This window comes from Arachnia propionica (assembly GCF_003932785.1).
GTDB classification, from domain to species: domain Bacteria; phylum Actinomycetota; class Actinomycetes; order Propionibacteriales; family Propionibacteriaceae; genus Arachnia; species Arachnia propionica_B.
In genome coordinates this window covers 22,854-49,140 of the sequence record NZ_RQYT01000007.1, presented here as the reverse complement: position 1 = coordinate 49,140, position 26,287 = coordinate 22,854, and the positions used below count along the sequence as shown (strand labels likewise).

At 66.7% G+C, this 26,287-nt stretch carries 17 protein-coding genes and 1 pseudogene; 14 read left to right on the top strand and 4 right to left on the bottom strand.

From position 1 onward, the window contains the following. Nucleotides 1–517: 517 nt before the first annotated feature. A complete protein-coding gene (rpoB, locus tag EII35_RS04995) occupies nt 518–3,991 on the top strand; it encodes a DNA-directed RNA polymerase subunit beta (RefSeq protein WP_185744177.1) in 3,474 nt (1,157 codons plus the stop codon). A 95-nt stretch (nt 3,992–4,086) separates the two neighbouring features. Beyond that, the gene (locus EII35_RS04990) at nt 4,087–8,037 is read left to right on the top strand and encodes a DNA-directed RNA polymerase subunit beta' (RefSeq protein ID WP_125227368.1); all 3,951 of its coding nucleotides are present in this window, start codon (nt 4,087–4,089) and stop codon (nt 8,035–8,037) included. A 50-nt stretch (nt 8,038–8,087) separates the two neighbouring features. Here EII35_RS04990 and EII35_RS04985 read toward each other — a convergent pair whose 3' ends face one another. Next, nucleotides 8,088–9,203, bottom strand: coding sequence for an ROK family protein (locus EII35_RS04985; protein ID WP_125227367.1), 1,116 nt, complete (start codon nt 9,201–9,203; stop codon nt 8,088–8,090). Nucleotides 9,204–9,366: 163 nt separating this feature from the next. On the opposite strand from EII35_RS04985, the gene EII35_RS04980 reads away from it, so the two are divergent. The 4 genes from EII35_RS04980 (at nt 9,367) to EII35_RS04965 (ending at nt 13,579) form a co-directional block, all read left to right on the top strand. Further along, complete coding sequence (locus tag EII35_RS04980) at nt 9,367–10,608, top strand: ABC transporter substrate-binding protein (RefSeq protein WP_125227366.1); 1,242 nt, start codon at nt 9,367–9,369, stop codon at nt 10,606–10,608. Nucleotides 10,609–10,833: 225 nt separating this feature from the next. Beyond that, nucleotides 10,834–11,727 carry a carbohydrate ABC transporter permease gene (locus EII35_RS04975; protein ID WP_125227365.1) on the top strand — a complete coding sequence of 298 codons (894 nt, stop codon included), beginning with the start codon at nt 10,834–10,836 and terminating at the stop codon, nt 11,725–11,727. Beyond that, nucleotides 11,724–12,566: a carbohydrate ABC transporter permease gene (locus EII35_RS04970; RefSeq protein ID WP_125227364.1), complete on the top strand. Its 843-nt coding sequence runs from the start codon at nt 11,724–11,726 to the stop codon at nt 12,564–12,566. The genes EII35_RS04975 and EII35_RS04970 overlap by 4 nt, the downstream gene beginning before the upstream one ends. Then, on the top strand, nt 12,563–13,579 hold the full coding sequence (locus EII35_RS04965) for a hydroxyacid dehydrogenase (RefSeq protein ID WP_125227363.1): 1,017 nt from the start codon (nt 12,563–12,565) through the stop codon (nt 13,577–13,579). Before EII35_RS04970 ends, EII35_RS04965 begins: the two co-directional genes overlap by 4 nt. A gap of 65 nt (nt 13,580–13,644) precedes the next feature. Here the strand turns inward: EII35_RS04965 and EII35_RS04960 are convergent, their stop codons facing one another. Continuing rightward, nucleotides 13,645–15,966: a hypothetical protein gene (locus EII35_RS04960; protein WP_125227362.1), complete on the bottom strand. Its 2,322-nt coding sequence runs from the start codon at nt 15,964–15,966 to the stop codon at nt 13,645–13,647. A gap of 832 nt (nt 15,967–16,798) precedes the next feature. Here EII35_RS04960 and EII35_RS16430 point away from each other — a divergent pair. The 6 genes and pseudogenes from EII35_RS16430 to fusA all read left to right on the top strand — a co-directional run. Next, nucleotides 16,799–17,032: pseudogene (locus EII35_RS16430) on the top strand (carbohydrate ABC transporter permease); the annotation flags it as partial. Next, entirely contained in the window at nt 17,027–17,989 is a 963-nt protein-coding gene (locus EII35_RS04955) for an LCP family protein (RefSeq protein ID WP_260465019.1), read from the top strand. The pseudogene EII35_RS16430 and the gene EII35_RS04955, both read left to right, overlap by 6 nt. Before the next feature lie 168 nt (nt 17,990–18,157). Further along, nucleotides 18,158–18,892 carry a hypothetical protein gene (locus EII35_RS04950; RefSeq protein ID WP_221739679.1) on the top strand — a complete coding sequence of 245 codons (735 nt, stop codon included), beginning with the start codon at nt 18,158–18,160 and terminating at the stop codon, nt 18,890–18,892. 359 nt (nt 18,893–19,251) lie between these two features. Further along, complete coding sequence (rpsL, locus tag EII35_RS04945) at nt 19,252–19,623, top strand: 30S ribosomal protein S12 (protein ID WP_125227359.1); 372 nt, start codon at nt 19,252–19,254, stop codon at nt 19,621–19,623. Then, nucleotides 19,623–20,093, top strand: coding sequence for a 30S ribosomal protein S7 (gene rpsG, locus EII35_RS04940; protein ID WP_125227358.1), 471 nt, complete (start codon nt 19,623–19,625; stop codon nt 20,091–20,093). The genes rpsL and rpsG overlap by 1 nt, the downstream gene beginning before the upstream one ends. Before the next feature lie 72 nt (nt 20,094–20,165). Next, complete coding sequence (fusA, locus tag EII35_RS04935; protein WP_125227357.1) at nt 20,166–22,265, top strand: elongation factor G; 2,100 nt, start codon at nt 20,166–20,168, stop codon at nt 22,263–22,265. Nucleotides 22,266–22,331: 66 nt separating this feature from the next. On the opposite strand, the gene EII35_RS04930 is transcribed toward fusA, so the two are convergent. Continuing rightward, entirely contained in the window at nt 22,332–22,940 is a 609-nt protein-coding gene (locus EII35_RS04930) for a tetratricopeptide repeat protein (protein ID WP_125227356.1), read from the bottom strand. A gap of 43 nt (nt 22,941–22,983) precedes the next feature. Here EII35_RS04930 and rpiB point away from each other — a divergent pair, with 43 nt between their 5' ends. Together rpiB and tuf are read left to right on the top strand one after the other, a co-directional pair. Beyond that, on the top strand, nt 22,984–23,451 hold the full coding sequence (gene rpiB / locus EII35_RS04925) for a ribose 5-phosphate isomerase B (protein ID WP_125227355.1): 468 nt from the start codon (nt 22,984–22,986) through the stop codon (nt 23,449–23,451). A 187-nt stretch (nt 23,452–23,638) separates the two neighbouring features. Next, a complete protein-coding gene (tuf, locus tag EII35_RS04920) occupies nt 23,639–24,838 on the top strand; it encodes an elongation factor Tu (protein ID WP_125227354.1) in 1,200 nt (399 codons plus the stop codon). Nucleotides 24,839–24,968: 130 nt separating this feature from the next. Here the strand turns inward: tuf and EII35_RS04915 are convergent, their stop codons facing one another. Further along, nucleotides 24,969–26,225: a mechanosensitive ion channel family protein gene (locus tag EII35_RS04915; RefSeq protein WP_125227353.1), complete on the bottom strand. Its 1,257-nt coding sequence runs from the start codon at nt 26,223–26,225 to the stop codon at nt 24,969–24,971. Nucleotides 26,226–26,287: the final 62 nt, after the last annotated feature.

Genomic DNA, 26,287 nt, shown 5'->3' with positions numbered 1-26,287 from the left:
ATCCCAAGAAGACCCGCCCCGACAGGGGCGGGTCTTCTTCTCTTCTTGTCTCCTGATGGGCACCGCCCGCCCCGACAGGGGCGGGTCTTCTTCTCTTCTTGTCCCCTGATGGGCACCGCCCGCCCCGACAGGGGCGCGCCTCCCAGGTCTGGCCGCTGGGCACGAACCGCCGCTTTGCTTCCACGAGACGCCGTTTGAAACGTTTCAGGCAAAGCAGAACGGCGATTCGTGACGGACGCTGATGGGAGGCCGGGGGGAGGGATGGGGGTGCGAGGGGGTGTCGGGTGACGGGGGTGCCCGCGACGCTGTGGGGTGGGTTGTCGTCCGGGTTGGAGGACTCCGCGTGGATGCGTTGCGTTGTCGGGCGTCGCGGCTATCATGGTGCGTCCGGGCCCCGCTTGCGTGTTGCGGCCGACATGCCTATAGTGGTTGTTTGCCCTGCCCTGCAATCGCCCGTGACTTGACGCGGGTCCTTTGTTGTGCGGCGAACCAACTCAGTTCCCGGAAGGACCGAATCTTGGCCGCCTCGCGCTCTGCGTTGAAGAACACCAATGTCGTCTTGCCCAGCGGCCGGATCTCCTTTGCGAAGATCCCCGAGCCGCTCGAGGTCCCCAATCTCCTAGATCTGCAGATCGATTCCTACAACTGGCTCATCGGCAACGAGGCCTGGCGTAGCGACGTGGAGGAGCGCCTGGCAGCCGGGCGCACCGACGTGAACACCCGCTCCGGCCTCGAGGAGATCTTCGCGGAGATCTCTCCCATCGAGGACTTCAACGAGACCATGTCGCTGTCCTTCCGCGACCACCGCTTCGAGGAGCCCAAGCACTCGATCGAGGAGTGCAAGGACCGCGACGTCACCTACGCCGCCCCGCTGTTCGTGACGGCGGAGTTCGTCAACAACGACACCGGCGAGATCAAGTCGCAGACCGTCTTCATCGGTGACTTCCCGCTCATGACGGACAAGGGCACCTTCATCATCAACGGCACCGAGCGTGTCGTCGTCTCGCAGCTCGTGCGTTCCCCGGGCGTCTACTTCGAGGTCAGCCCCGACAAGGGCTCCGACAAGGACATCTACTCCTGCAAGGTCATCCCCTCGCGGGGCGCGTGGCTCGAGTTCGAGATCGACAAGCGCGACATGGTCTTCGTGCGTCTCGACCGCAAGCGCAAGCAGAACGTCACCGTCCTGCTCAAGGCGCTCGGCTGGAGCGAGGACCGCATCCTGGAGGAGTTCGGCGAGTTCGAGTCCATGCGGATGACGCTGGAGAAGGACACCGTCAACACCCAGGACGAGGCCCTCCTCGACATCTACCGGAAGCTGCGTCCCGGCGAACCGCCGTCCCGCGACGCCGCCCAGGCGCTGCTGGAGAACTACTACTTCAACCCGAAGCGTTACGACCTGGCCAAGGTCGGTCGGTACAAGATCAACAAGAAGCTCGACCTCAACATCCTGTTCGACCAGACCGTGCTGACCATGGACGACATCGTCGCCGCGATCAAGTACGTCGTCGCCCTGCACGAGCACCGTGAGGAACTGAACGGGAACCCGGTCGAGGCCGACGACATCGACCACTTCGGGAACCGTCGCCTGCGCACGGTGGGCGAGCTGATCCAGAACCAGCTCCGCACGGGCCTGGGCCGGATGGAGCGCGTCGTCCGCGACCGCATGACGACGCAGGACATCGAGGCCATCACGCCGCAGACCCTCATCAACATCCGGCCCGTGACCGCCGCGCTGAAGGAGTTCTTCGGCACCTCGCAGCTGTCGCAGTTCATGGACCAGAACAACCCGCTGGCCGGCCTGACCCACAAGCGTCGCCTCTCGGCCCTCGGCCCCGGCGGTCTCTCCCGGGACCGCGCGGGCATGGAGGTCCGCGACGTCCACACCTCGCACTACGGCCGCATGTGCCCCATCGAGACCCCCGAAGGTCCGAACATCGGCCTCATCGGTTCGTTGGCCTCGTTCGCCCGCGTCAACGCCTTCGGCTTCATCGAGACGCCGTACCGCAAGGTCGAGAACGGGCAGGTCACGGACCAGATCGACTACCTCACCGCCGACGAGGAGGACCGCTACTCCATCGCCCAGGCCAACGCGCTCATGGACGATGAGGGGCGCCTGACCGAGGACCGGGTCCTCGTGCGCCTCAAGCACGGTGACGTCGACTCGATCCCCGCCACGGACGTCGAGTACATGGACGTGTCCCCGCGCCAGATGGTCTCGGTCGCGACGGCCCTCATCCCCTTCCTCGAGCACGACGACGCCTCGCGTGCCCTCATGGGTGCGAACATGCAGCGGCAGGCGGTCCCGCTCGTGCGCAACGAGGCCCCGCTCGTCGGCACTGGCATGGAGTACCGCGCCGCCATCGACGTGGGCGACGTGACCCTGGCCAAGAAGTCCGGTGTCGTGTCGTCCGTGACCGCGGACCTCATCGAGGTCGCGAACGACGACGCCACCTACACCACGTACCGGCTGGACAAGTTCGTCCGCTCCAACGCCGGCACCTGCATCAACCAGCGCCCGCTGGTGGCTGCCGGTGACCGCGTCGAGGAGGGTGTCCCGCTGGCCGACGGCCCCTGCACCGACCGTGGCGAACTGGCACTGGGCAAGAACCTGCTCGTCGCGTTCATGCCGTGGGAGGGCCTCAACTACGAGGACGCGATCATCCTCTCTCAGCGTCTCGTCCAGGACGACATCCTCACCTCGATCCACATCGAGGAGCACGAGATCGACGCCCGCGACACCAAGCTGGGCGCCGAGGAGATCACCCGCGACATCCCGAACGTCTCCGATGAGATGCTCTCCGACCTCGACGAGCGTGGCATCGTCCGTATCGGCGCCGAGGTCTCCGCGGGCGACATCCTCGTCGGCAAGGTCACCCCCAAGGGTGAGACGGAGCTGACCCCGGAGGAGCGACTGCTCCGCGCGATCTTCGGCGAGAAGGCGCGCGAGGTCCGTGACACCTCCCTCAAGGTGCCCCACGGTGAGTCCGGCACCGTGATCGGCGTCCGGGTCTTCGACGCCGCCGAGGGTGACGAGCTCCCGCCCGGTGTCAACCAGCTCGTGCGGGTCCATGTCGCCCAGAAGCGCAAGATCAGCGACGGCGACAAGCTCGCGGGCCGCCATGGGAACAAGGGCGTCATCTCCAAGATCCTCCCGGTCGAGGACATGCCCTTCCTGGCCGACGGCACCCCCGTCGACATCGTCCTCAACCCGCTCGGTGTCCCGTCCCGGATGAACATCGGGCAGGTCCTCGAGAATCACCTCGGCTGGATCGCCAAGACCGGCTGGGACATCTCCGAGGTGCAGGAGGCCTGGGCCGAGCGGCTGCGCGAGGTCGGCCTGGGCCGGGTGGAGGGTGACGCCCGCGTCGCCACCCCCGTCTTCGACGGCGCCAACGAGGCGGAGATCACCGGCCTGCTTGAGAACTCCCTCACCACGCGCGACGGTGAGCGGCTCATCGACGGCGGCGGCAAGGCGCAGCTGTTCGACGGCCGCTCCGGCGAGCCCTACCCGGAGAAGACCGGCGTCGGCTACATGTACATGCTTAAGCTGCACCACCTCGTCGATGACAAGATCCACGCCCGCTCGACGGGTCCGTACTCGATGATCACCCAGCAGCCGCTGGGCGGCAAGGCGCAGTTCGGCGGTCAGCGTTTCGGTGAGATGGAGGTGTGGGCACTTGAGGCCTACGGCGCGGCCTGGGCGCTCCAGGAGCTGCTGACCATCAAGTCGGACGACGTGCCCGGCCGCGTCAAGGTGTACGAGGCCATCGTCAAGGGGGAGAACATCCCCGAGCCCGGCATCCCTGAGTCCTTCAAGGTGCTGGTCAAGGAGATGCAGTCGCTCTGCCTGAACGTCGAGGTGCTCTCCGGCGACGGCCGGGTCATCGACCTCAGGGAGTCCGAGGACGATCTCCGCAACGCCGAGGACTTCGGCATCGATCTTGGACGGCGTCCCGGGGGAGACCACTTCCTCGACGTCGGCGAAGTCTGAGCCTGACTCAGTCGCGAAGCGCCGGGTGATCCGGCACCCAACAACTCAGATTTCGTTCAACCAGGCACCCGCGGGTCGCGGGGGATAGGGAACCAATGCTGGACGTCAACGTCTACGACAAGCTCTGCATCGGGCTGGCGAGCGCGGATCAGATCCGTGAGTGGAGCCACGGCGAGGTCAAGAAGCCCGAGACCATCAACTACCGCACGCTGAAGCCGGAGCGTGACGGCCTGTTCTGCGAGAAGATCTTCGGCCCCACGAGGGACTGGGAGTGCTACTGCGGCAAGTACAAGCGTGTCCGCTTCAAGGGCATCGTCTGCGAGCGCTGTGGGGTCGAGGTCACCCGTTCCAATGTGCGCCGCGAGCGCATGGGGCACATCGAGCTGGCCGCCCCGGTGACGCACATCTGGTACTTCAAGGGTGTGCCGTCGCGGCTCGGCTACCTCCTCGACGTCGCGCCGAAGGACCTCGAGAAGGTCATCTACTTCGCCGCGCACATGGTGACCCACGTCGACGAGGAGGCCCGTCACCGTGATCTGCCGAGCCTGCAGGCCAAGCACGAGGCCATGATCAAGCAGCTCGAGAAGCGTCGCGACTCCGACATCGAGGCCCGCATGGCCAAGCTGGAGGAGGACCTGGCGCAGCTCGAGTCCGAGGGCGCCAAGGCCGACATCAAGCGCAAGGTGACCGACGGTGCGCAGAAGGAGGCGGGGCAGATCCGCACCCTCGCGCAGCGTCGCATCGACCGGGCCCAGGCGGTGTGGGATCGGTTCCGGAACCTCAAGGTCCAGGACCTCGAGGGCGACGAGATCCTCTACCGCGAGATGAAGCAGCGCTTCGGCAAGTACTTCAAGGGCTACATGGGTGCCGAGGCCATCCAGAAGCGTCTGGAGAGCTTCGACCTCGCGGCCGAGGCCGAGAAGCTGCGTGACGTCATCGCCAACGGCAAGGGGCAGCGCAAGACCCGTGCGCTCAAGCGCCTCAAGGTCGTCGCCGCGTTCCTCCAGGGCAACAACGATCCCGCAGGCATGGTGCTCGACGCGGTCCCGGTCATCCCGCCGGACCTGCGCCCGATGGTGCAGCTCGACGGTGGCCGCTTCGCCACCTCGGACCTGAACGACCTCTACCGTCGCGTCATCAACCGCAACAACCGGCTGAAGCGGCTGCTCGACCTCGGCGCGCCCGAGATCATCGTCAACAACGAGAAGCGGATGCTCCAGGAGGCCGTCGACTCGCTGTTCGACAACGGTCGCCGCGGCCGTCCCGTCACGGGTCCGGGCAACCGTCCGCTCAAGTCGATCTCGGACATGCTCAAGGGCAAGCAGGGCCGGTTCCGTCAGAACCTGCTCGGCAAGCGCGTCGACTACTCGGGCCGTTCGGTCATCGTGGTTGGCCCGCAGCTCAAGCTGCACCAGTGTGGTCTGCCGAAGGCGATGGCGCTGGAGTTGTTCAAGCCCTTCGTCATGAAGCGTCTCGACGACCTCAACCACGCCCAGAACATCAAGGCGGCCAAGCGCATGGTCGAGCGCCAGCGCCCCGTCGTGTGGGACGTGCTGGAGGAGGTCATCGCGGAGCACCCGGTGCTGCTGAACCGTGCACCAACCCTGCACCGTCTCGGCATCCAGGCCTTCGAGCCGCAGCTCATCGAGGGCAAGGCCATCCAGCTCCACCCGCTGGTGTGTGCCGCCTTCAACGCGGACTTCGACGGCGACCAGATGGCTGTCCACCTGCCGCTGTCTGCCGAGGCCCAGGCCGAGGCCCGCGTGCTCATGCTCGCGACGAACAACATCCTCAAGCCGGCCGACGGTCGTCCCGTCACCGTGCCGAGCCACGAGATGATCATCGGCATGTACTGGCTGACCATGGAGCAGGCCGGTCAGACCGGTGAGGGCCGGGTGTTCTCCTCGCTCGCGGAGGCGATCATGGCCTTCGACCGTGGCGAACTGCACGTGGGTGCGCCGATCCGGCTCCGCCTGACCGGGATCGTGCCCCCGGCGGACCTCGCCGACAAGGTGCGGGCCGACGGCTCGATCATCCTGGAGACGACGCTGGGTCGCGCCCTGTTCAACGAGGCGCTGCCGGCGGACTTCCCGTACGTCAACGAGCGGGTCGGGAAGAAGCAGATCGGCCAGATCGTCAACGATCTCGCCGAGCGGTACCCGCTCATCGACGCGGTGCGCACCCTGGACGGGCTCAAGGACCTCGGCTTCAAGTGGGGCTCCCGCTCGGGCGTCACCGTCTCGATCGCGGACGTCCAGACCCCGCCGACCAAGCCGGAGATCCTGGCGGCCTACGAGAAGCGGGCCACGAAGATCGACAAGCTGTACGAGCGTGGTTCCGTGACCGAGGACGAGCGTCGTCAGGAGCTCATCCAGATCTGGACCGACGCCACCGCCGAGCTGACCCAGGCGATGAAGGAGAACTTCTCCGAGACCAACCCGATCTACGTCATGGTCAACTCGGGTGCCCGAGGCAACATGACCCAGATGCGTCAGATCGCCGCTATGCGTGGCCTGGTGGCCAACCCGCGTGGTGACATCATCGCCCGACCCATCAAGTCGAACTTCCGTGAGGGCCTGTCGGTCCTGGAGTACTTCATCTCCACCCACGGTGGTCGAAAGGGCCAGGCCGACACGGCTCTGCGCACCGCCGACTCGGGTTACCTCACCCGTCGTCTCGTGGACGTCAGCCAGGATGTCATCATCCGTGAGGAGGACTGCGGCACGGAGCGTGGCCTGGTCAAGACGATCGCCCGGTGGACCACGATGGGCACCGACGCCGAGGGGCGTCCGGTCGAGCTGTCGGCCGAGCCGTTCTCGGAGGGTGCGACGGTCACCACCGTGGCCGATGTGGAGACGGCCGTCTACGCGCGTGCCGCCGCCACCGACATCGCCGACGCGCAGGGCAATGTCATCGTCTCCGCGGGCACCGATCTCGGCGACGCCGAGATCGAGCGGCTCATCGCGGGTGGCGTCACGGAGGTGAAGGTCCGTTCGGTGCTCACCTGTGAGGCCGCCACCGGCACCTGCGCCATGTGCTACGGCCGGTCGCTGGCCTCCGGCAAGACGGTGGACGTCGGCGAGGCCGTCGGTATCGTCGCCGCCCAGTCGATCGGTGAGCCCGGCACCCAGCTCACGATGCGTACCTTCCACACCGGTGGTGTGGCCGGTGACGACATCACGCAGGGTCTGCCCCGTGTGGTCGAGCTGTTCGAGGCCCGCCAGCCGAAGGGCAAGGCCCCGATCGCCGAGGCCGACGGTGTGGTGCGCATCGAGGAGGGGGACCGCTCCCGGAAGATCGTCATCGTCCGCGACGACGGCGGCGAGGACCTGGAGTACCCCGTCGGCAAGCGCACCCGGCTGGAGTTCGAGGACCACACCGGGCAGCGAATCGCGATCCGCGACGGCGTGCACGTCTCGATCGGTCAGCAGCTCACCGCCGGTCAGGTCGACCCGCAGGACGTGCTGCGCATCCGTGGTCTCCGCAAGGTCCAGGAGCACCTGGTCGAGGAGGTCCAGCGGGTGTACCGCACGCAGGGCGCCCCGATCCACGACAAGCACATCGAGATCATCATCCGCCAGATGCTGCGTCGCGTCACCGTCATCGACTCGGGCGACACCGAGATGATGCCGGGTGAGCTGGTCGACCGTCAGGTCTACGAGGCCGCGAACCGGAAGGCGCTCACGGAGGGTGGCCGTCCCGCGGAGGGCCGTCCGGTGCTCATGGGCATCACCAAGGCGTCGCTGGCGACGGATTCGTGGCTGTCGGCCGCGTCCTTCCAGGAGACGACGAAGGTGCTCACCGACGCCGCCATCCAGGGCAAGTCGGACACGCTCGTCGGCCTGAAGGAGAACGTCATCCTCGGCAAGCTCATCCCGGCCGGCACCGGTCTCGACCGGTACCGCAACATCCGGGTGGAGCCGACGCAGGAGGCGCGCTCCAACGCCTACACGATCAGCTACGACCCGTACGACTACTCGTTCGGGACGGATGCCGACGTGCCGGATGTGCCGCTGGACGACCTGGACTTCGGCGACATGCGCTGAACCGTCCGATGTTGCGAGGGGGTGGGTCCTTGGGGCCCACCCCCTCGTCGTCAGGTCCCTTGGATCGGGTGGATGACGGGCGGTGGCAGCGGCGCGATGCGGTAGATCTGCTCCGCGCAGTCGCGGTAGGCCGCGATGAGCGCGCCGTGGACGGCCACACGTTGTCCGAAGCGGGAGCCGAGTATGGGCAGGTTCAGTGGCATCCCCAGACGGGCCTCAACGGCCTCACGCAAGGGGTCCAGCAGGTTCTCGTGGGCGAGGGAGAGGCCGCCGCCGACCACCACGATCGCGGGATCCACGGTCATCAGCAGCGTGGCGAGCCCGTTGCCGAGTTCCGTGATGAACCCGGCCACCTCCTCCTGGGCTGTGACGTCGCCCTCCCGGGCCAGGGTGAACACGTCCTTGGCCGTGGCCGCCCGCCGCCATGGGATCCGTCCCGTGGGGCCGTTGAGTCCCGGGAACGCCACCCGCCCGATGTCACCCGCCATGTTGTGGGCGCCACGCCGTGGCTGGCCTCCCAGGATGAGACCGGCGGCGACCCGAGCCCCGACGGAGAGGTACAGCACGTCGTCGAAGCCCCGGGCGACCCCCATGTGGTGTTCGGCGACTGCGGCGAGCCGAACCCCGTTGTCGATGACGACGGGGCAGTGGAACTCCTCCTGCAACTGGCGCCCGACCCCGAAACCGACCCAGCCGGGGAAGACGACGGACGCCTTGAGCGAACCGGTGTCGTCGACGATGCCGGGCAGGGAGACGCCCAGGGCACGCAGCCGCGTCGCATCGAGTCCGGTGAGGGCCTGGCGGAGGCAGGAGATGACGGCATCGAGTTGGCGTGACGGGTTGTGGGTGCGGTCCACCCCGGAGCTGTCATGGCTGCGGAGGGTGGTGCCGGCGAGGTCCGCGACGATGGCCCGGATGCTCTGGGTCCCGATGTCGATCCCGGCCACGATGCCCTGTTCCGAATTGAATCGGAAGAGTCGTGGGGGTCGTCCGCTGCCCTGGGGGCGGCTGTGCTCTCGGGCGACGAGATCGTGACCTGTCAGCGTGTTGAGCGCGTTCTCGATCGAGCTGCGGGACAGGTCGAGGTCGTGGGCCAGCGTGGCCACCCCCGTGGGGGCGGAGTCGCGCAGCTGTACCGCGACTCTGACGACTGGTGACTCCTGCATGACGTCCTCATCCTACAGGGGGCTGAATTATCACATCTTGATAGCAAAATTGCTCACTTGCCCTCAGGGGGCTGTACCTGAGTTGTCCCATCTTGGTAGCATAACTTCGTCGAGTCGGGTCGAAGGGGACCCCTGAACCGTTCGAGCGAAGGAGCGAGGACCCATGAGGAAGTTGGCGAGAACCCTGGCCGCACTGGCGTTGAGCGCAGCGCTTGCCGCCACCGGCTGCTCCCCGAGCAGCGAGGGTGGCGGTGACGCGTCGGGCAACCAGACGGTGACGATGTGGATGTACCCCGTCGTCCCGGACGAGGCCAGGAACAAGGAACTGTGGAGCGCCATGGTGAGCAAGTTCAAGGAGGCCAACCCGGGTATCGACGTGAAGATCGAGTTCTTCCCGTGGAAGCAGCGCGACGAGGCCATCCAGACCGCGCTGACCGCGAAGACCGCCCCGGACCTCATCTATCTCATCCCCGACCAGCTCTCCGCCTACAAGGAGGCCATCGAGCCGATGGACTCCCACCTGGGCGAGGGCCGGGTCGCCGAGTTGCTGCCCAATGCCAAGGAGGCCGTCACCCTGGACGGCGCCATGATGGGGGCTCCCATGCTGGCGAGCGCCAACCCGCTGCTGTGCAACAAGGCGGCCTTCGAGAAGGTGGGGCTCACCGAGTACCCGAGCACCTGGCAGGACGTGGTCGACATGGCACCGAAGTTCTCGGACAACGGCATGCACATCCTGGCCTACTCTGCGGTTCCCACCCAGACGCTCAACCTCACCTTCTACCCGGTGCTGTGGCAGGCCGGTGGGACGGTCTTCAAGGACGGCAAGGTCAACTTCAACGCGGCCGAGGGCAAGGAGGCGCTGGAGTACCTCAGGAAGCTCGCCGACCTGGGGGCGCTCGACCCTGACCCGCTGAGCACGGCACTGGAACTTGAGCAGACCGGAATCGCCGGGGGCAAGGTCGGATGTGCCTGGGACTACACGGCCAAGGACCTCGGCAGCCAGGTCGGGCCGGAGAACGTCGTCGTGCTGCCGCCTCTGAAGGGCAAGGAGTCCGTCGGTTACGGCACGGTCGGGACCATCGCGATGTTCAAGGATGCGAAGAACAAGGAGGCGGCCGGGAAGTTCGCCGCCTTCGCCACCGACCCCGCCAACAGCGTGGACTACCTGACCACGGCCGGTTACTTCTCGCCGGTGGAGGGCAAGGGTCCTGACTACTCGCAGGACCCGGCCCTCAGCGAGATCCAGAAGACGCTGCCGCAGATGAAGTTCGGGGAACTGCATCCCCAGGCCCGCGCCGTCATGGGGGCACTCGCCCCGGAGATCCAGGCCGCGGTCCTCGGCCAGAAGTCCCCGGAGCAGGCCCTGAACGACGCCGCGGCGGCGGCGGAGTCCATCATCGGTTAGAGGGTGCGCGGATAGGGGGGTCGTAACGAGGATCGTCACGGTGATCTCCTGGCAAGGCGGACGACGAGGAGCGCACTGGATTGTGCGTTCGAGGAGGACAACGCTGCCAGGGGGTCACCGGGGCGGCCGCAGTAGATGCGCCTATCCGCGCACCCTCTCAGTCAACACCAGCCGTGGGGTGGAAGGGGGACCCTCCTTCCACCCCACCCTGGTCGGGAGGAACACATGACCACTGCCGCGTCAGCGCAGAAGCGCCCACCCCGGTGGATCAGGATCGAACGTCGGAGCGCGTGGCTGTTCGTGCTGCCCGCCCTCGTGCTGTTCCTGGTCTTCAGGTTCGGGCCGAGCCTGGCTGGGGTGAGCCTCAGCCTCATGGATTACGAGATCACCGGAGCCCTGTCCTGGAAGGGGTTCGACAACTTCTCCAGGCTGTTCTCCAGTCCGGTCTTCTGGCGGGCCCTGTCGGTCACCTCCATCTATGTCGTCTTCTCCGTGCCACTCGCCCTCGTCCTGTCCACGGTGATGGCCCTGAGCGTACGGCGCGCCTTCAAGGGAGCACGGTTCTTCCGTTCCATCTTCTTCCTGCCGGTCATCACCTCCCTCGTGTTGGCGGGCTCCGTGTTCAAGTGGATCTTCGCCACCGACGGCCCGTGGGCGAAACTCATGGCCCCCCTCGGGCTGGGGGAGTCCTGGCTCGGGAATCCCGCCCTCGTCATGCCCGCGATCATCGTCGTGGGGATCTGGTCGCGGTTCGGTTACGGCATGATGATCCTCATCGCCGCTCTCCAGGACGTGCCCCGCGAACTGGAGGAGGCGGCCCTCATGGATGGGGCCGGACCCTGGGCGCGGTTCCGCTACGTGGTGCTGCCCACCATCAAGCCCGCCCTGTTCTTCCTGGCGGTGCTGGAGACCACGGCGGCGTTCCAGGTCTTCGACGCCATCTACGTCATGACGGGAGGCGGGCCCGCCTCGGCCAGCTACTCGTTGGTCTTCATGCTCTATGACCAGACCATCAGGTACTCCAACTATGGCATGGGCGCTGCCGTCGGTGTGGTGTTGCTGGTGTTGTCGTTGGCGGTCGCTGTCGTGCAGCGCCTCGTCGTCGGGAGGCAGTCATGAGCCGGTCCTATCGAGCCTTGGAACCGAACCGGTTCGGGCTGGTGCTGAGATGGGTGGGACTCAGCCTCGCCGCCCTCATCTGCTTCTTCCCGTTCTACGCCATGGTGGTGCTGAGTCTGAGGCCGGGTACGGCCATCACGCTGCCCGACTCCCTCGTGCCCGTTGGTCAACTGTCCGGGGAGTCCTACGCCCAGGTCCTCTCGGGTCAGAACATGCTCCGTTGGCTGGTCAACACCCTCGTCTACTCGCTGGTGTCCGTCGTCGCGGTGCTGCTGTTCTCCTCCATGGCCGGGTACGCCTTCGCGAAGAAACGCTTCCCGGGACGTGACGCCATCTTCTGGTCCTTCATCGCCATGGTGATGGTGCCCTTCCACGTCATCCTCACCCCCACGTTCATCCTCATCGCCTCGCTCAGCGGGGTGGGAACCTACTGGGGCCTCATCCTGCCCTCCCTGGCCAACGTGCAGGCGGTGTTCCTCATGAGACAGTTCATCCTCGGCCTGCCCGACGAACTGTTCGAGGCCGCCCGGATCGACGGCGCCGGTGAGTTCAGGATCTTCTGGACCATGGTGCTGCCACTGTGCAAACCGATCCTGGCCACGCTCGGTCTCTTCGTCTTCCTGTGGCACTGGAACGACTTCCTGTGGCCGCTCATCGTGGGTGGGCGCAACGACATGTGGACCCTCACCGTGGGTATCTCGTCGTTGCAGGCCGAACACGTCCCCCTCAGCACCAAGCTGGCCGGATCGACGGTCGCCCTGGCGCCCATCTTCCTCGCCTACCTCTTCGCCCAGCGCTACATCTACGAGGGCGTGACCATGAGCGGCATCAAGGGATGAGCGGCCTCAACGCGCCCGGCGGTTCCGTCGTGGTACTGGTGCCGCAGGACCGGTGCGTCGAGTTCTTCGACGCGGCGGACTGGGCACGACTGGTCGAGGCCGCCAGGCGACTCGGCGGCTCCCTGGAGCGGCTCGACTCACTCGACGGGGTGTCGGCGGCGGACCTGCGGGTGCTGGTCACCGGCTGGGGGAGCCCCACCCTCGACGCCCAGCTGTTGGCCACCATGCCGCGACTCGGCCTGGTGGCCCACACGGGTGCAAGCGTGCGGGGGTACGTCACCTCCGAGGTGTTCGCCCGCGGCATCGCGGTGACCCAGGCCGGGCACGCCATGGCCCGCCCCGTCGCGGAGGTCTCCCTCACCTTCACCCTCATGCTCCTGCACCGCGTCCACCGGATGAACCACGCGGTCCACGCGGGCGCGCCATGGTACGACGCGGAGCTGTTCGGTCAGCAGCACGAACTGGCTGCCACCGAGATCCTCGTCGTCGGTGCCTCCCGGACCGGGCGGGCCTATCTGGCGATGCTTCGCGCCCTCGGGGCGAGACCCCTGCTCGTGGATCCCACCCTGACCCCTGAGCAGGTACGCGAGCTGGGTGCCGAGGCGGTGGGGCTCGAGGAGGGGCTGGCTCGCGCCCGGATCCTAGCCCTGCACGCCCCCTCCCTCCCGGAGACGCATCATCTCATTGGGGCCCGTGAGCTCGCCCTGCTCCCTGACGGGGTCGGGGTGGTCAACACGGCACGCTCCTGGCTCGTCGATGAGGCGGCGCTGCTGGCAGAGGTGTCCTCGGGGCGGCTGGATGCGGCCATCGATGTCTTCGACGAGGAGCCGCTGCCCGCTCACAGCCCATGGCGTGGACTGCCCAATGTCGTGCTCACCCCGCATCGGGCGGCCGGGACGGTGGAGGGCAGACTGGCCCAGGGACGCATTGTCGTCGACGAGGTGAGTGCCTGGGCCCGCGGTGAAGTACTGCGACACGCGATCTCCGAGACGGCGTGGGCGACCATGGCCTGAACCGCACCGATTCCTGGAACACACCGGATCCGGGCCCGCCACGACGTGGCGGGCCCGGATCGTGGTCAGCAGGGCAGGCCCGTGCGGGGCAGTCCCGGCCGTGGTGAGGGTGCCACCACAGGGGTGGGCCTGGTGACCGGGGCCGTTGCCGTGGCCACGGCGGACGGGGATGCCGTCGCGGCGGGTGAGGGCGTCGGGTTCCCGGTGGCCTTGGCCTTCAGGTAGGTGTGTCGGTACAGCTCCGGCCCACGGGCGAAGTAGATGTGGTCGTCCTTGCCGATCACCAACGAACCCACGGGCAGCTTCTCCGAGGCGACCTCGCGGGTCTCATCCTTGATCTCCCGCGGCGGGGCGAGAGGGGTGATCGTCTGGAGATCTGCCGAGATCGCGTAGAGCGTGCCACCGAAGATGCCGAACAGCTCGTTGCGGTGGTGCAGCAGCCAGGTTCGGTTGTTCATCTCGCCGGTCGTTTCCATGGACCTCGAGTTCGTCACCGTCAGGGTCGCCGGATCGAGGGTGAACACGTACTTGCCGGTCGCGCCGTGGAGCATCCCGTTCTCCCCCCAGGTCAGGGCGGCCACAGCCCGCTGCCCCTTGCCGGGGAAGGGGTTGACGATACGGGTCACCGTGCGTGTGGCGAGGTCGAACTCCACGATGTAGGACTCCTGCAGGCTGCCGTCGGGGTTCGTGGCGCTGACGCCGTGGCCACCCCTGATCGTCGTGCCGATGTAGAGCTTGCCGTCCCGGTGGGCCAGGGAGATGGGGGCCTGCTGGGTCAGTTCCGTCACGACCTGGCCCTGGGCGTTCTTGATCTCCTTGAACGGGTGGACCGAGGGTGTGCCGTCGGGTCCGGTCTCGATGGCCCGATCCTTGGCGTTGACCAGGGCCAGGGCGCCTCCCAGGTGGCCGCCTGAGGGAACGGTGCCGACGGCGAACTGGTCGCCCGTGGTGTGGATCACGGCGTAGGGGCGGTCCTGTGGTTCACCGATCCCGGCGGGTTTCTCCAGGAAGTTCGCGGGGTCGCTGAGCGAGTGGTAGCCGACACGTCCGCCGACGTAGAGACCGGTCACCAGGTGGTCCCCGTGGATGGCGAGTCCCTCGACCTGCCCGAGTGGGGCGTCGAGCAGGCTGTAGGACGTGTCCTTGGCCGTGGGCCCGGGGGTGATCCTGAGCAGCTTCCGTGCGACCATGTACCAGCCGCCGTAGAGGGATCCGTCCTCGGCGACGGCGAGCGACCCGATGTCCCGGCGCATCGGGATGACCAGGCCGCTGAGCAGTGAGGACTTCGGCTCACCGACGCGGTAGATGCTCACCCGGCCACCGTTCATCTCGGTGGAGACGAACAGGTCGTGGGTGACCCAGCTCGTCGCGGCGATCCGGCGGAGCAGGCTGTTGTCGACGAGTACGTCGGTGTGTGTTCTGGCCTCGGGGTCGTACTCGACCAGCCGAGCGGAATCGCCCTGGGCCTTCTTCCAGTACGTGACCTTCTTCGGCTCCCCGGGACGGGGGATGACGTTGCTGGTCACCCCCGGCCAGGTTTCGTGATCTCCCGTGGCGAGGTTGAGGACCGTGGTGGCCTTGCCGTCACTGTGGCCGATGTAGGCGATCCCGGCTTGGACCTCCAGGAAGGCGAGGTATTCCTTCGGGTTGGCAACCCCTGCCGGCAGGGGGATGACCTCCTTGCTGCCCGGGTTCGCGAGGTCGAAGACGAAGAGCCTCGGGTTGGCGGGGCTGACGGTGACGTAGAGCTTGCCGTCGTCGTAGTCGATGCTGCGGGCGTGGTTGTCCCCGACGGCGACGGGGTCGCCGCCTGCCAGGGTGCCCCAGCCGGTTCCCTTCCGGTAGGTCAGGACGCTGCCACCGACCTTGCTGTAGACCGAGATGTAGGCGGTGTCGTTGTCGTCCACCGCGATGTCCCAGACGAACTCCAGCTTCTTCTTGAGTTCCTCGGTGAATCCCTCCTGACCCACGACGGAGAGCACCGTGATGCGTTTGTTGCGGGGCTTGCTCGGATCGTAGTGGTAGAGATTGCTCGAGGCGCCGATGAGCACGCTGTTGTCGCTCAGTCGGGCGAAGCCCCAGGGCTGGGCGTCGACACCCTCCTGGGCCAGGACCTGGGGTTCGTCGACAGGTGTCGAGGTGTTGAGGTTGATGAGGTTGAGCAGTCCGCCGGAGCCGCCACTGACCATGACGGCCACAGGCGTGCCGTCGGGCAGGAAGGTGGTGCCGTAGTTGGGCAGGCTGGGTGGGGGAGGGGGTGAGGTCTCGAGCTTCTCCTCCTGGCCGATTGCGGGTGGATCCGCGTTGGCCGGTGTGGTGACGCTGCCCGCCAGGGCGAGGAACACGGCGAGGGCCGCGCCGATGAGTGACCTGGGTCTCACTGTCATGTCTGCACTCCTTCGTGTAGAGGGATTTATCGTACAACGGTGATGAAAACGTGAGAAGAAACCGATCAGTCAGGATTAACGTTCTGCGAGTCATGTGACAAAATGTCTTGCGGTGCGACGGGGTGCCCTTCTTGACGCCGGGTTGTGGGTCGCAGGCAGTTTCTGGTCGCGCTGGGCGTTGCGGGCGTCGTCGGCCTGAGTGCGTGCAGTGGCAACGGGGGGCACCTCCTCGGCCCCGGCCACGAGTTCCTGCCCAAGGGCGCCCCGAACGCCGAGGGGGCCAAGGACTGGCTGCGCCTCGTCGGCTGGGTCGAGGGGCAGCAGGCATTCAACATCGTCAAGGGCTCGATCCCTGCCCGCACCGATGTCCCCGACACGGAGTTCCCGGAGTACCAGGAGGGCGCCATGAAGTCGTTCAAGGAGGACAGGATCGCGTCCTCCATCGCCCATGGTGCGGCGACGAACAACGCGGGGAACCCGGAGGTCGGCACCGCCATCCGAAGTTCTGGACCGACAAGGATGAGGCCGGTCTGGTGGCCGGACTCGTCGCGGCCGCCGAGAACAACAACAAGTGGTCCCGTCCGGCCGGGCACCCTGACCCATCGAGGTGTGCGGGGTGCCCGGCCCCTCGGCCTCCCAAGGATCTGCCATGCGCAAAGTGAAGGACTGGGGTTCGGGGCTGCTGCTCGAGAAGGGGGTGACCGGGGAGGGGGTCTTCCGTTCGATCTACCTCTTCCCGATGGCCGTGTCCTTCATCGCGTCCGGCATCGTGTGGCGCGTGGGAGGTGCTCGCCCCGGCGCTGGTGCGCTCGATCGTCCTGCCGGGCTCGGCCCGGCATTCGTGGTGACCCTGATCTGGCAGTTCACGAGCGCGTGGAACGACTTCCTCTTCACCCTGTTCCTCACCAACCGGAACACCGGCCCGGTGACCCAGGCGCTCATGGAACTGGCCAGCGCCCAGAACCCGGATTACGCGTGGACCATGGCGGGGGTGCTCATCGCGTCGCTGCCGACGCTGCTGGTCCACATCGTTCTGGGCAAGTACTTCATCCGTGGACTCATGAGCGTAGGCCCTGAAGTAGACGGTGGGGGGCGGTCGACTGGGTACCATGCCGGGGTGCGAAGACGTCGTTGGGTCAAGATCCTGCTGGGGGTGCTGGCAGCGACGGTGGCGCTCGCCGTCGCGGCTGCCCTGGGGACGCTGGCGTGGGTCAACTCCTCCCTGCTTCGCGTCCAGGTGTCGCTCCCCGACCGCGGCGGGGTGTGGCTCATCGTCGGGATCGACGACCGGGCGGCCGCCGACGACCAGATCCTCCAGGACACCGGAACCGGCGAGCCCGGGGCCCGCGCGGACGTGCTGCTGCTGGCCAGGGTGGAGGGCGGCGCACTGCAGCTGCTGTCGGTGGACCGGCGGGTGGTCGTCGTGGACGCCTCGGGAACCCCGGCGCGCCTGGGGGCCTCGTGGCTGGACGGCCCGCAGCGCACGGTCGACCTCTTCTGCCAGGGCCTCGGTGTCGGGGTGGGCCACCTGGTGCAGGTCGATTTCGGCGGTCTCGTCGAGGTGGTCGACGCCCTCGGCGGCGTCGAGGTCCACCTGGACCATGCGTTGCGTGACGAGCCGGCCCATCTCACCCTGGAGGCCGGCACGCAGCGCGTTGACGGGCGGACCGCTCTCGCGCTGGTGAGGAGCCGCCAGGGGCAACTCCTCGTCGATGGTCAGTGGCGTGCCGAGGATCGTGGCATGCAGGGGCGGCAGCAGCGGACCGGGATGGTGTTGGGGGCCGTCATGAAGGCGATGCGCGAGTCAGCGCCGGGCCTCCAGTGGGCGGCGGCCGACGCCGCGCGACGTCGAATCGCCCTCGATCCCGGAACCGGCGTGCAGGACATCCTGGGGCTGCGGGGCCTGACCCCGACGTCGGAGGTCCTGGTGACGAAACCGGCGGCTGAGGACGACCTCACTGCTGATCTCGCCCCCGAGGGGGAACGGCAGCTGGACGCCTTCCGCGGTGGAAAATGCGCATGAACTCATCGGTGAATCATCGGGTCGGACATTCTCTTGGCGGTTGGAGCGCATGGATGTGCCCCGAGTGACACGCCGTGAACCCAGTGCTGTTAGTATCGGCACCGGCTTGAGAAACTCCTGGCCAATCACGTGAGGAAGCGTATGAAAGCGAAGAAGATTCTGGCTGCCGTGGCTGCCACAACTCTCCTGTTCTCCATGGGTGCGCAGATGGCTGGCGCCGACGAGGGCAAGCAGGACCCGAAGCCCACCATCACCATCGACGTCGCGGGTGGCAACCACAAGGGTGCCGAACTCACCCAGGGCAAGCCCTTCGTCGTCAAGACGATGTGCGCCAGCACCGACAAGGGCTACCAGCTCCGTATCGGCGACCGGGTCGTTGCCAATGGCACCGTTGAGCAGGGCGCCAACGGGGTCGAGGTCCTGGCCGGCGCTGCCCAGGTTGGCAAGCAGACCCTGACCGCGATGTGCAGCAGCTACAACGGTGCCGACACCACCGCGGCCATGGATGTCACGATCAAGTCCGTCCTGCTCTTCATCGAGCCCACCAGCTGGAAGGCCGGGGACGAGATCACCATCAAGGGCTTCGGCTTCGCGCCGGGCGAGTCGGTGTCCCTGGACATGGTCCGTGAGGCCGACGGCAAGTCCTACTGGAAGCAGGACAACGCCGCCGTTGCCGACGCCAACGGGGCCCTCACCCACAAGCTGGTGCTGAAGAGCGACGTCCCGCAGGGCAGCTACAAGCTCATCGCCAAGGGCACCAAGTCCGACCTGAGCCTGACCGCCAGCTTCTACTGGGGTCGTCCTGACTCCGACACCAAGAAGCCGGGCGACGGCTCCACCGGTGGTTCCGTCGGCAAGAACAAGGGCGGCAAGAAGGCCGGCCTGCCGCGCACCGGAGCCTGATCCGCAGCAGCGACGGGGTGGGGCCGGGAACTCAGTTCCCGGCCCCACCTTTGTCCTGTCCGGGGAGCGGTCCCGCCGTCGGGAGGTCCGTATGTCGCCCTCCGGTCCTCGCCAGCGGTGTTTTTGACCCTCCCCTCCGGCTGGAGTACCCTTTCAGGGTGCGTCCGCCCTGAGCGGACACCGTGTGCGTGCCCTGGCACGGTCCAGCGGATCCTTGAGTTGCGAAGTGATCCCGGGCCCGAGCGGAGTTCGCACGGCGAACGATCGCGCTGAAGTTCTCGGAAACGGTGACCCGGGACTCGTGCTGAAAGAACGCCAGCCAGGGATACCCGTCCATACAACGAAAGTGATGCCAACAGGTGCCAACGATTCAGCAGCTGGTCCGGAAGGGCCGCACCGACAAGGTCAGCAAGAACAAGACGCCCGCTCTCAAGGGCTCCCCGCAGCGCCGTGGCGTGTGTACCCGCGTGTACACCACCACCCCCAAGAAGCCGAACTCCGCCCTGCGCAAGGTTGCGCGTGTGCGTCTCTCCTCCGGCATCGAGGTCACGGCCTACATCCCTGGCGTCGGCCACAACCTGCAGGAGCACTCCATGGTGCTCGTGCGCGGCGGTCGTGTGAAGGACCTGCCGGGTGTCCGCTACAAGATCATCCGCGGTGCGCTTGACACCCAGGGTGTCAAGAACCGCAAGCAGGCCCGCAGCCACTACGGCGCGAAGAAGGAGAAGTAATGCCTCGCAAGGGTCCCGCGCCTAAGCGCCCCATCCTGGTCGATCCGGTCTACGGCTCCCCGCTCGTGAGCCAGCTCGTCAGCAAGATCCTGCTCGACGGCAAGAAGACCGTGGCCCAGTCCATCGTCTACAACGCCCTCGAGGGCACCCGTGCCAAGACCGGTCAGGACCCCGTCCAGACCCTCAAGCGCGCCCTCGACAACGTCAAGCCCTCCATCGAGGTCAAGTCCCGCCGCGTCGGTGGCGCCACCTACCAGGTGCCGATCGAGGTCAAGCCGGGTCGCCAAACCACGCTGGCCATGCGCTGGCTCGTCTCCTTCTCCCGCGCCCGTCGCGAGAAGACCATGACCGAGCGCCTCATGAACGAGATCCTGGATGCCTCCAACGGTCTCGGTGCCTCCGTCAAGCGTCGTGAGGACACCCACAAGATGGCCGAGGCCAACCGCGCCTTCGCCCACTACCGCTGGTGATCTCCCAGCCCCCGGGTCCACCCCGGGGGCTGAACACCTTTTCTCCCCCAGATTTTCAGCAAAGGACTGACAGTGGCCAAGATTGACCTGTCCAAGGTGCGCAACATCGGCATCATGGCGCACATCGACGCTGGTAAGACCACCACCACCGAGCGCATCCTCTTCTACACCGGCAAGTCCTACAAGATCGGTGAGGTCCACGAGGGTGGCGCCACGATGGACTGGATGGAGCAGGAGCAGGAGCGCGGCATCACCATCACGTCGGCCGCCACCACCTGCTTCTGGCACGACACCCAGATCAACATCATCGACACCCCGGGTCACGTCGACTTCACCGTCGAGGTGGAGCGTTCGCTGCGTGTCCTCGACGGTGCCGTCGCCGTGTTCGACGGCGTCGCCGGCGTTGAGCCGCAGTCGCAGACCGTGTGGCGTCAGGCGTCGAAGTACGGCGTCCCCCGCATCTGCTACATCAACAAGCTCGACCGCACCGGTGCGTCCTTCGACCACTGCGTGAAGACCATCCGTGAGCGCCTCAACGCCACCCCTGTGCTGCTCCAGCTGCCGATCGGGGCGGAGGCCAACTTCCGCGGCCAGGTCGACCTCGTCACCATGAAGGCCAACATCTGGCCCACCGAGGTCACCAAGCCGGATGTCAACGACTACGAGATCACCGACATCCCCGAGGACATGGTGGAGAAGGCCGAGCTGGCCCGGGCCGAGATGCTCGAGACGATCGCCGAGCACGACGACGAGTTCATGGAGCTGTGGCTCGAGGACCCGGAATCGATCACCGTCGAGCAGATCAAGGCCGCCATCCGTCGCGGCGTGCTGGCCAATGCCTTCACCGCCGTCGTCTGCGGCACCTCCTTCAAGAACAAGGGTGTCCAGCCGGTCCTCAACGCGGTGGTCGACTACCTGCCCTCGCCCCTCGACGTCCCCGCCATCGACGGCTTCAAGCCGGGTGACGAGTCCGTCCACCTGGAGCGCAAGCCCTCCGAGGACGAGCCGCTGTCGATCCTGGCCTTCAAGATCGCCGCCGACCCGCACCTCGGCAAGCTGACCTTCATCCGCGTCTACTCCGGCGTGCTGCAGGCTGGCTCCCAGGTCCTCAACGCGACCAAGGGCAAGAAGGAGCGCATCGGCAAGATCTACCAGATGCACGCCAACAAGCGTGAGGAGATCGAGTCGATCGGTGCGGGCATGATCTGCGCCGTCATGGGTCTGAAGGACACCACCACCGGTGAGACCCTCTGCGACCCGGCTCACCCGATCATCCTGGAGTCGATGGAGTTCCCGAACCCCGTCATCGAGCAGGCCATCGAGCCGAAGTCGAAGTCGGACCAGGAGAAGCTGTCCGTCGCCATCCAGCGCCTCGCCGAGGAGGACCCGACCTTCCGCGTCCACACCGACGAGGAGACCGGGCAGACCATCATCGCCGGTATGGGCGAGCTGCACCTCGAGGTCCTGATCGACCGGATGAAGCGTGAGTTCAAGGTCGAGGCCAACATCGGCAAGCCGCAGGTGGCCTACCGCGAGACCCTCCGCCGCAAGGTGGAGAAGGTCGAGTACACCCACAAGAAGCAGTCCGGTGGTTCCGGCCAGTTCGGTCGCGTCATCATCGACCTCGAGCCCACCGAGCCCGGTTCCGGCTACGAGTTCGTCAATGCCGTCACCGGTGGCCGCATCCCGAAGGAGTACATCCCGGCCGTCGATGCGGGCATCAAGGACGCCATGCAGTTCGGTGTGCTCGCCGGATATCCGGTCGAGGACATCAAGGTCACCCTCGTCGACGGTGCCTACCACGACGTCGACTCCTCCGAGCTGGCCTTCAAGCTGGCCGGTTCGATGGCCTTCAAGGAGGCCGCGAAGAAGGCCGACCCGGCCATCCTGGAGCCGATGATGGCGGTTGAGGTCACCACCCCCGAGGACTACCTCGGCACCGTGATCGGCGACCTGAATGCCCGCCGCGGTCACGTCCAGTCGATGGACGAGCAGCACGGCAACCGCATCGTGCGGGCTCTGGTGCCGCTGTCGGAGATGTTCGGCTACGTCGGTGATCTGCGCTCGAAGACCTCGGGCCAGGCCTCCTACTCGATGGAGTTCCACTCCTACGCCGAGACTCCGAAGAACGTCTCGGACGAGATCGTCGCGAAGGCCCGCGGCGGCGAGTGATCCGCTGCGCCGACCGAGTCCCCGGTTCCTGTCAGGGAGCCGGGGACTCGTCGTTGCGGCGGGTGTTCAGGGCCTGATGGTCGCCCACTGCTCAAGGTCGCGTCGGAGCGACCCGGCAGCCCTGAGGCCCGCCTCGGCCAGCGTTGCCAGGATGAGATCCGCCAGGGAGGCCGTGCGGGGGTCGTGCGAGTCGTGCAGCTCCTCGCACTGGGCGACGAGGTTCTGCAGTGCCTCGTCGTGGCCGCGACGGGCCGCCTGCAACCACCAGCGTTCCGCTTCCTCCGCCGAGCCGTCACGGTCGGCCAGCTGTCCCAGGTTGTACATCGCGTCCGTGTCGCCGTCCTCGGCGGCGGAGACCCACCACCGCGCGGCGCCGACGAAGTCCCCACCATCGGCGAGCAGCGTGCCGGCGTTCACCTTCGCGTCGGTGTGGCCTGCCTCGGCCCCGCGTTCGTACCAGGACAGCGCCGCTCCGGGGTCGTCGTCCTCAAGCATCGACCCCAGGTTGAAGGCCGCCTCCGCCTCGCCGGCCTCGGCAGCCCGTCGCCACCACTCCATCGCCTCATCCTCGAGATCGGCGTCGTCGAAGTACCAGTTGGCGAGATCGAGCATCGCGGTGGGGTCGCCGGACTCCGCGCGGGCCTGCAACTGCTTGATGGAGGTACGGAGAACCATGGGGGAAGAGTACTCTCACAAGCCCCGGGAGTACGCTTGGGTCATGAAGATCGGCATCACCAGCGACCACGCCGGGCACGACCTGCGCGTTGACCTCATTCCCCGGCTCCGTGAGCTCGGCCACGACATCGTGGATCGGGGCCCCGCGAGCGCGGAACGAACGGATTACGCAGCGTGGGGTGCCAGGCTCGCGGAGGAGGTCGCGGCGGAGCAGTTCGACCTCGGGATCGCGATCTGCGGCTCCGGGATCGGCATCTCGATCGCCTGCAACAAGGTGCAGGGGATTCGGGCGGCCTGCGTCTCCGAGAGCTACTCGGCGCGGATGAGTCGCGCCCACAACAACGCCAACGTCCTGTGCTTCGGGGCCCGGGTGGTGGGGCCTGACGTGGCGTTCGACCTGTGTCGGGAGTTCCTTGCCACCGAGTTCGAGGGTGGCCGCCACGCCGGTCGCGTCGCCCAGTTGGTGCAGCTCGACGGGGGTGACACATCGTTCATCGAGAACGTTTGCTGACCCCGACACGCCCGACCTCGGGAGAAGAGAGCCCCGGAGTTTGACTTCCACCCCCTGCCCGATAGCATTACTCGGGAATGCGCCCGGGAAAAACTCCTGAGCGTCGGACCCCTGGTGAACCACTGCGCAGGGGTGCACCAGAAACAAGCCACGCATGGTGCGTGGTGAGACCCAGAAGGAGCCCTACGTGGCAAAGGCCAAGTTTGAGCGGACTAAGCCGCACTGCAACATCGGCACCATTGGACACGTCGACCACGGCAAGACCACTCTGACCGCGGCGATCACCAAGGTGCTCCACGACAAGTACCCGGAGCTGAACGAGCTGTCGCCGTTCGACAGCATCGACAAGGCTCCTGAGGAGCGTCAGCGCGGTATCACCATCTCCATCGCGCACGTCGAGTACCAGACCGAGAAGCGTCACTACGCCCACGTCGACTGCCCCGGTCACGCCGACTACGTGAAGAACATGATCACCGGCGCTGCCCAGATGGACGGCGCGATCCTCGTCGTGGCCGCCACCGACGGCCCGATGGCGCAGACCCACGAGCACATCCTCCTCGCCCGCCAGGTTGGCGTGCCGGCCATCGTCGTCGCCCTCAACAAGTGCGACATGATCGCCGATGAGGATGCCGACCTGATCGACCTCGTCGAGATGGAGCTCCGTGAGATCCTCTCCGCCCAGGAGTTCGACGGCGACAACCTGCCGATCGTCCGCATCGCCGCTTTCCCGGCGCTCAACGGCGACGAGAAGTGGGCCAACTCCATCCTCGAGCTCATGGACGCTGTGGACGAGTACATCCCGCAGCCGGAGCGTGACACCGACAAGCCGTTCCTGATGCCCGTTGAGGACGTCTTCACGATCACTGGTCGTGGCACCGTCATCACCGGTCGTATCGAGCGCGGCATCGTCAAGACCGGCGACACCGTCGACATCGTCGGTATCCGCGACGAGAAGCAGACCACCACCGTCACCGGTGTCGAGATGTTCCGCAAGATCCTCGACGAGGGTCGCGCTGGCGAGAACGTCGGCCTGCTGCTCCGTGGCACCAAGAAGGAGGACGTGGAGCGCGGCATGGTCGTGATCAAGCCCGGTTCCACCACCCCGCACACCGACTTCGAGGCCACGGTCTACGTGCTCAACAAGGAGGAGGGTGGCCGTCACAAGCCGTTCTTCTCGAACTACTCCCCGCAGTTCTACTTCCGCACCACCGACGTCACCGGTGTGGTTCAGCTGCCGGAGGGCACCGACATGGTCATGCCCGGTGACAACACCGAGATGACCGTTCACCTCAACAAGCCCATCGCCATGGAGGAGAACCTCAAGTTCGCCATCCGTGAGGGCGGCCGCACCGTCGGCGCCGGCAAGGTCGTCAAGATCCTCAAGTGATCTGACGCCGAGTCGCAATCTGCCGGAGGGGCCTGCACCGCAAGGTGTGGGCCCCTCCGGCATTCGCCTGCCCTCTCCTGAGACACCGAAACGACAGGGGCGGGCGAGGAGGAGGGGCTCTCCGCGCGGTTCAGCTGAGGCTGCGCTTGAGGGCCTTGAGCCAGCTGTGTCGCCCGGTCTCCTCCTCCTGGGACTGGCTGGCGACCTCCTCGACGGGCGGCAGGACCTGGGTCGCGGTGAGATCGGCCTGCTCGGCCTCCCAGTCGGCCTTGACCTGCGCGACGAAGTCGCGGCGGGCGCTGGGGGAGGGTGCCGTAGTGGTTTCCGGCTCCAGGCGGGTCCTCGGCAGGGCGTAGACGGCCTTCGTCTGCAGCCAGTGGATGAGTTCCTCGCGGACCCGGCAACGCAGATCCCACAGTTGGGACGCACTCCTGGCGGAGACCACGCCGCGGACCCTCACCGTGCCACCAGTGGCGTTGGTGACCTCGAGTGCGGCCTCCCGACCGTCCCACAACGGATTGTTCTGGAGAATCCGTTTCAACTCGATCCGCATCGCCTCGACCGGGATGAGCCAGTCGAGGTCGAACTCGACGATGCCGAGGAGCTTCGGTTCCAGACGCGTCCAGTTCTCGAAGGTCTGGGTCGTGAACAGGGTGGACGGCAGGATCCAGCGCCGCGCATCCCAGCTCTTGATGACGACGTAGGTGAGGGTGATCTCCTCGACGACGCCCTGGTTGCCGTCGGCGACGACGATGTCACCGACCCGCAGCGCATTGGTGAGGGCGAGCTGGACACCGGCGAAGACATTCGTCAGGGAGGACTGTGCCGCCAGGCCGACCACCAGGGACAACACACCGGCGGAGGCCAGCACGGAGGCGCCGATCGCCCTGAACTGGTCGAAGGTCAGGAGGGAGGCGGCGAGTGCCCCCAGCCACACCACTCCCACCGTCACGCGGGAGATGACCTGCATCTGCGTGCGGACCCGGCGGAAGTGGGGTGTCTCGATGGCGTCGGTGTTCCTGGCGATCACGGCGTCGCGGATCGTGCCGATGATGCCGCTGATGACGTATGCGGCGGCCAGGATGATCGTGATGAGGAAGCCGTGCATGAAGTAGGGTCGCCAGGCCGGTGAGGGCTGGAAGGGCAGCGGACCGGTGGCAACGGCCACCCCGATGCCCGTCCCGAGCAGCAGCAGGAGGAGACGCTGAGGGTTCTTGAGGTTCCTGCTGAGGTAACTCAGCTTCTTGTTGCGCCGAACGACCCGCGCCATGATGAGGGAGATGAGGATCGAGGCCACGGCGCCGATGAGGAAGCCGGCGACGGCGTGTCCGACGATGGTGAGCAGGTCGAGGGCAACCTCGGCGGGGGAGTCATCGTGGGGCCACATGAGAACAACCGTAGCCCCACCGGCAACCCTGCGGCGTCACGGACCCGCCCGGTGATTCCCGG

Excerpts from the sequence above, each read along its gene's own strand:
- EII35_RS04955 (WP_260465019.1), top strand. The coding sequence starts at position 17,027 with ATGAGCGTAGGCCCTGAAGTAGACGGTGGGGGGCGGTCGACTGGGTAC.
- EII35_RS04930 (WP_125227356.1), bottom strand. The coding sequence starts at position 22,940 with ATGGTTCTCCGTACCTCCATCAAGCAGTTGCAGGCCCGCGCGGAGTCC.
- rpsG (WP_125227358.1), top strand. The coding sequence starts at position 19,623 with ATGCCTCGCAAGGGTCCCGCGCCTAAGCGCCCCATCCTGGTCGATCCG.
- EII35_RS04960 (WP_125227362.1), bottom strand. The coding sequence starts at position 15,966 with ATGACAGTGAGACCCAGGTCACTCATCGGCGCGGCCCTCGCCGTGTTC.
- EII35_RS04980 (WP_125227366.1), top strand. The coding sequence starts at position 9,367 with ATGAGGAAGTTGGCGAGAACCCTGGCCGCACTGGCGTTGAGCGCAGCG.
- rpiB (WP_125227355.1), top strand. The coding sequence starts at position 22,984 with ATGAAGATCGGCATCACCAGCGACCACGCCGGGCACGACCTGCGCGTT.
- EII35_RS04975 (WP_125227365.1), top strand. The coding sequence starts at position 10,834 with ATGACCACTGCCGCGTCAGCGCAGAAGCGCCCACCCCGGTGGATCAGG.
- EII35_RS04965 (WP_125227363.1), top strand. The coding sequence starts at position 12,563 with ATGAGCGGCCTCAACGCGCCCGGCGGTTCCGTCGTGGTACTGGTGCCG.
- EII35_RS04915 (WP_125227353.1), bottom strand. The coding sequence starts at position 26,225 with ATGTGGCCCCACGATGACTCCCCCGCCGAGGTTGCCCTCGACCTGCTC.
- EII35_RS04985 (WP_125227367.1), bottom strand. The coding sequence starts at position 9,203 with ATGCAGGAGTCACCAGTCGTCAGAGTCGCGGTACAGCTGCGCGACTCC.
- EII35_RS04990 (WP_125227368.1), top strand. The coding sequence starts at position 4,087 with ATGCTGGACGTCAACGTCTACGACAAGCTCTGCATCGGGCTGGCGAGC.
- EII35_RS04970 (WP_125227364.1), top strand. The coding sequence starts at position 11,724 with ATGAGCCGGTCCTATCGAGCCTTGGAACCGAACCGGTTCGGGCTGGTG.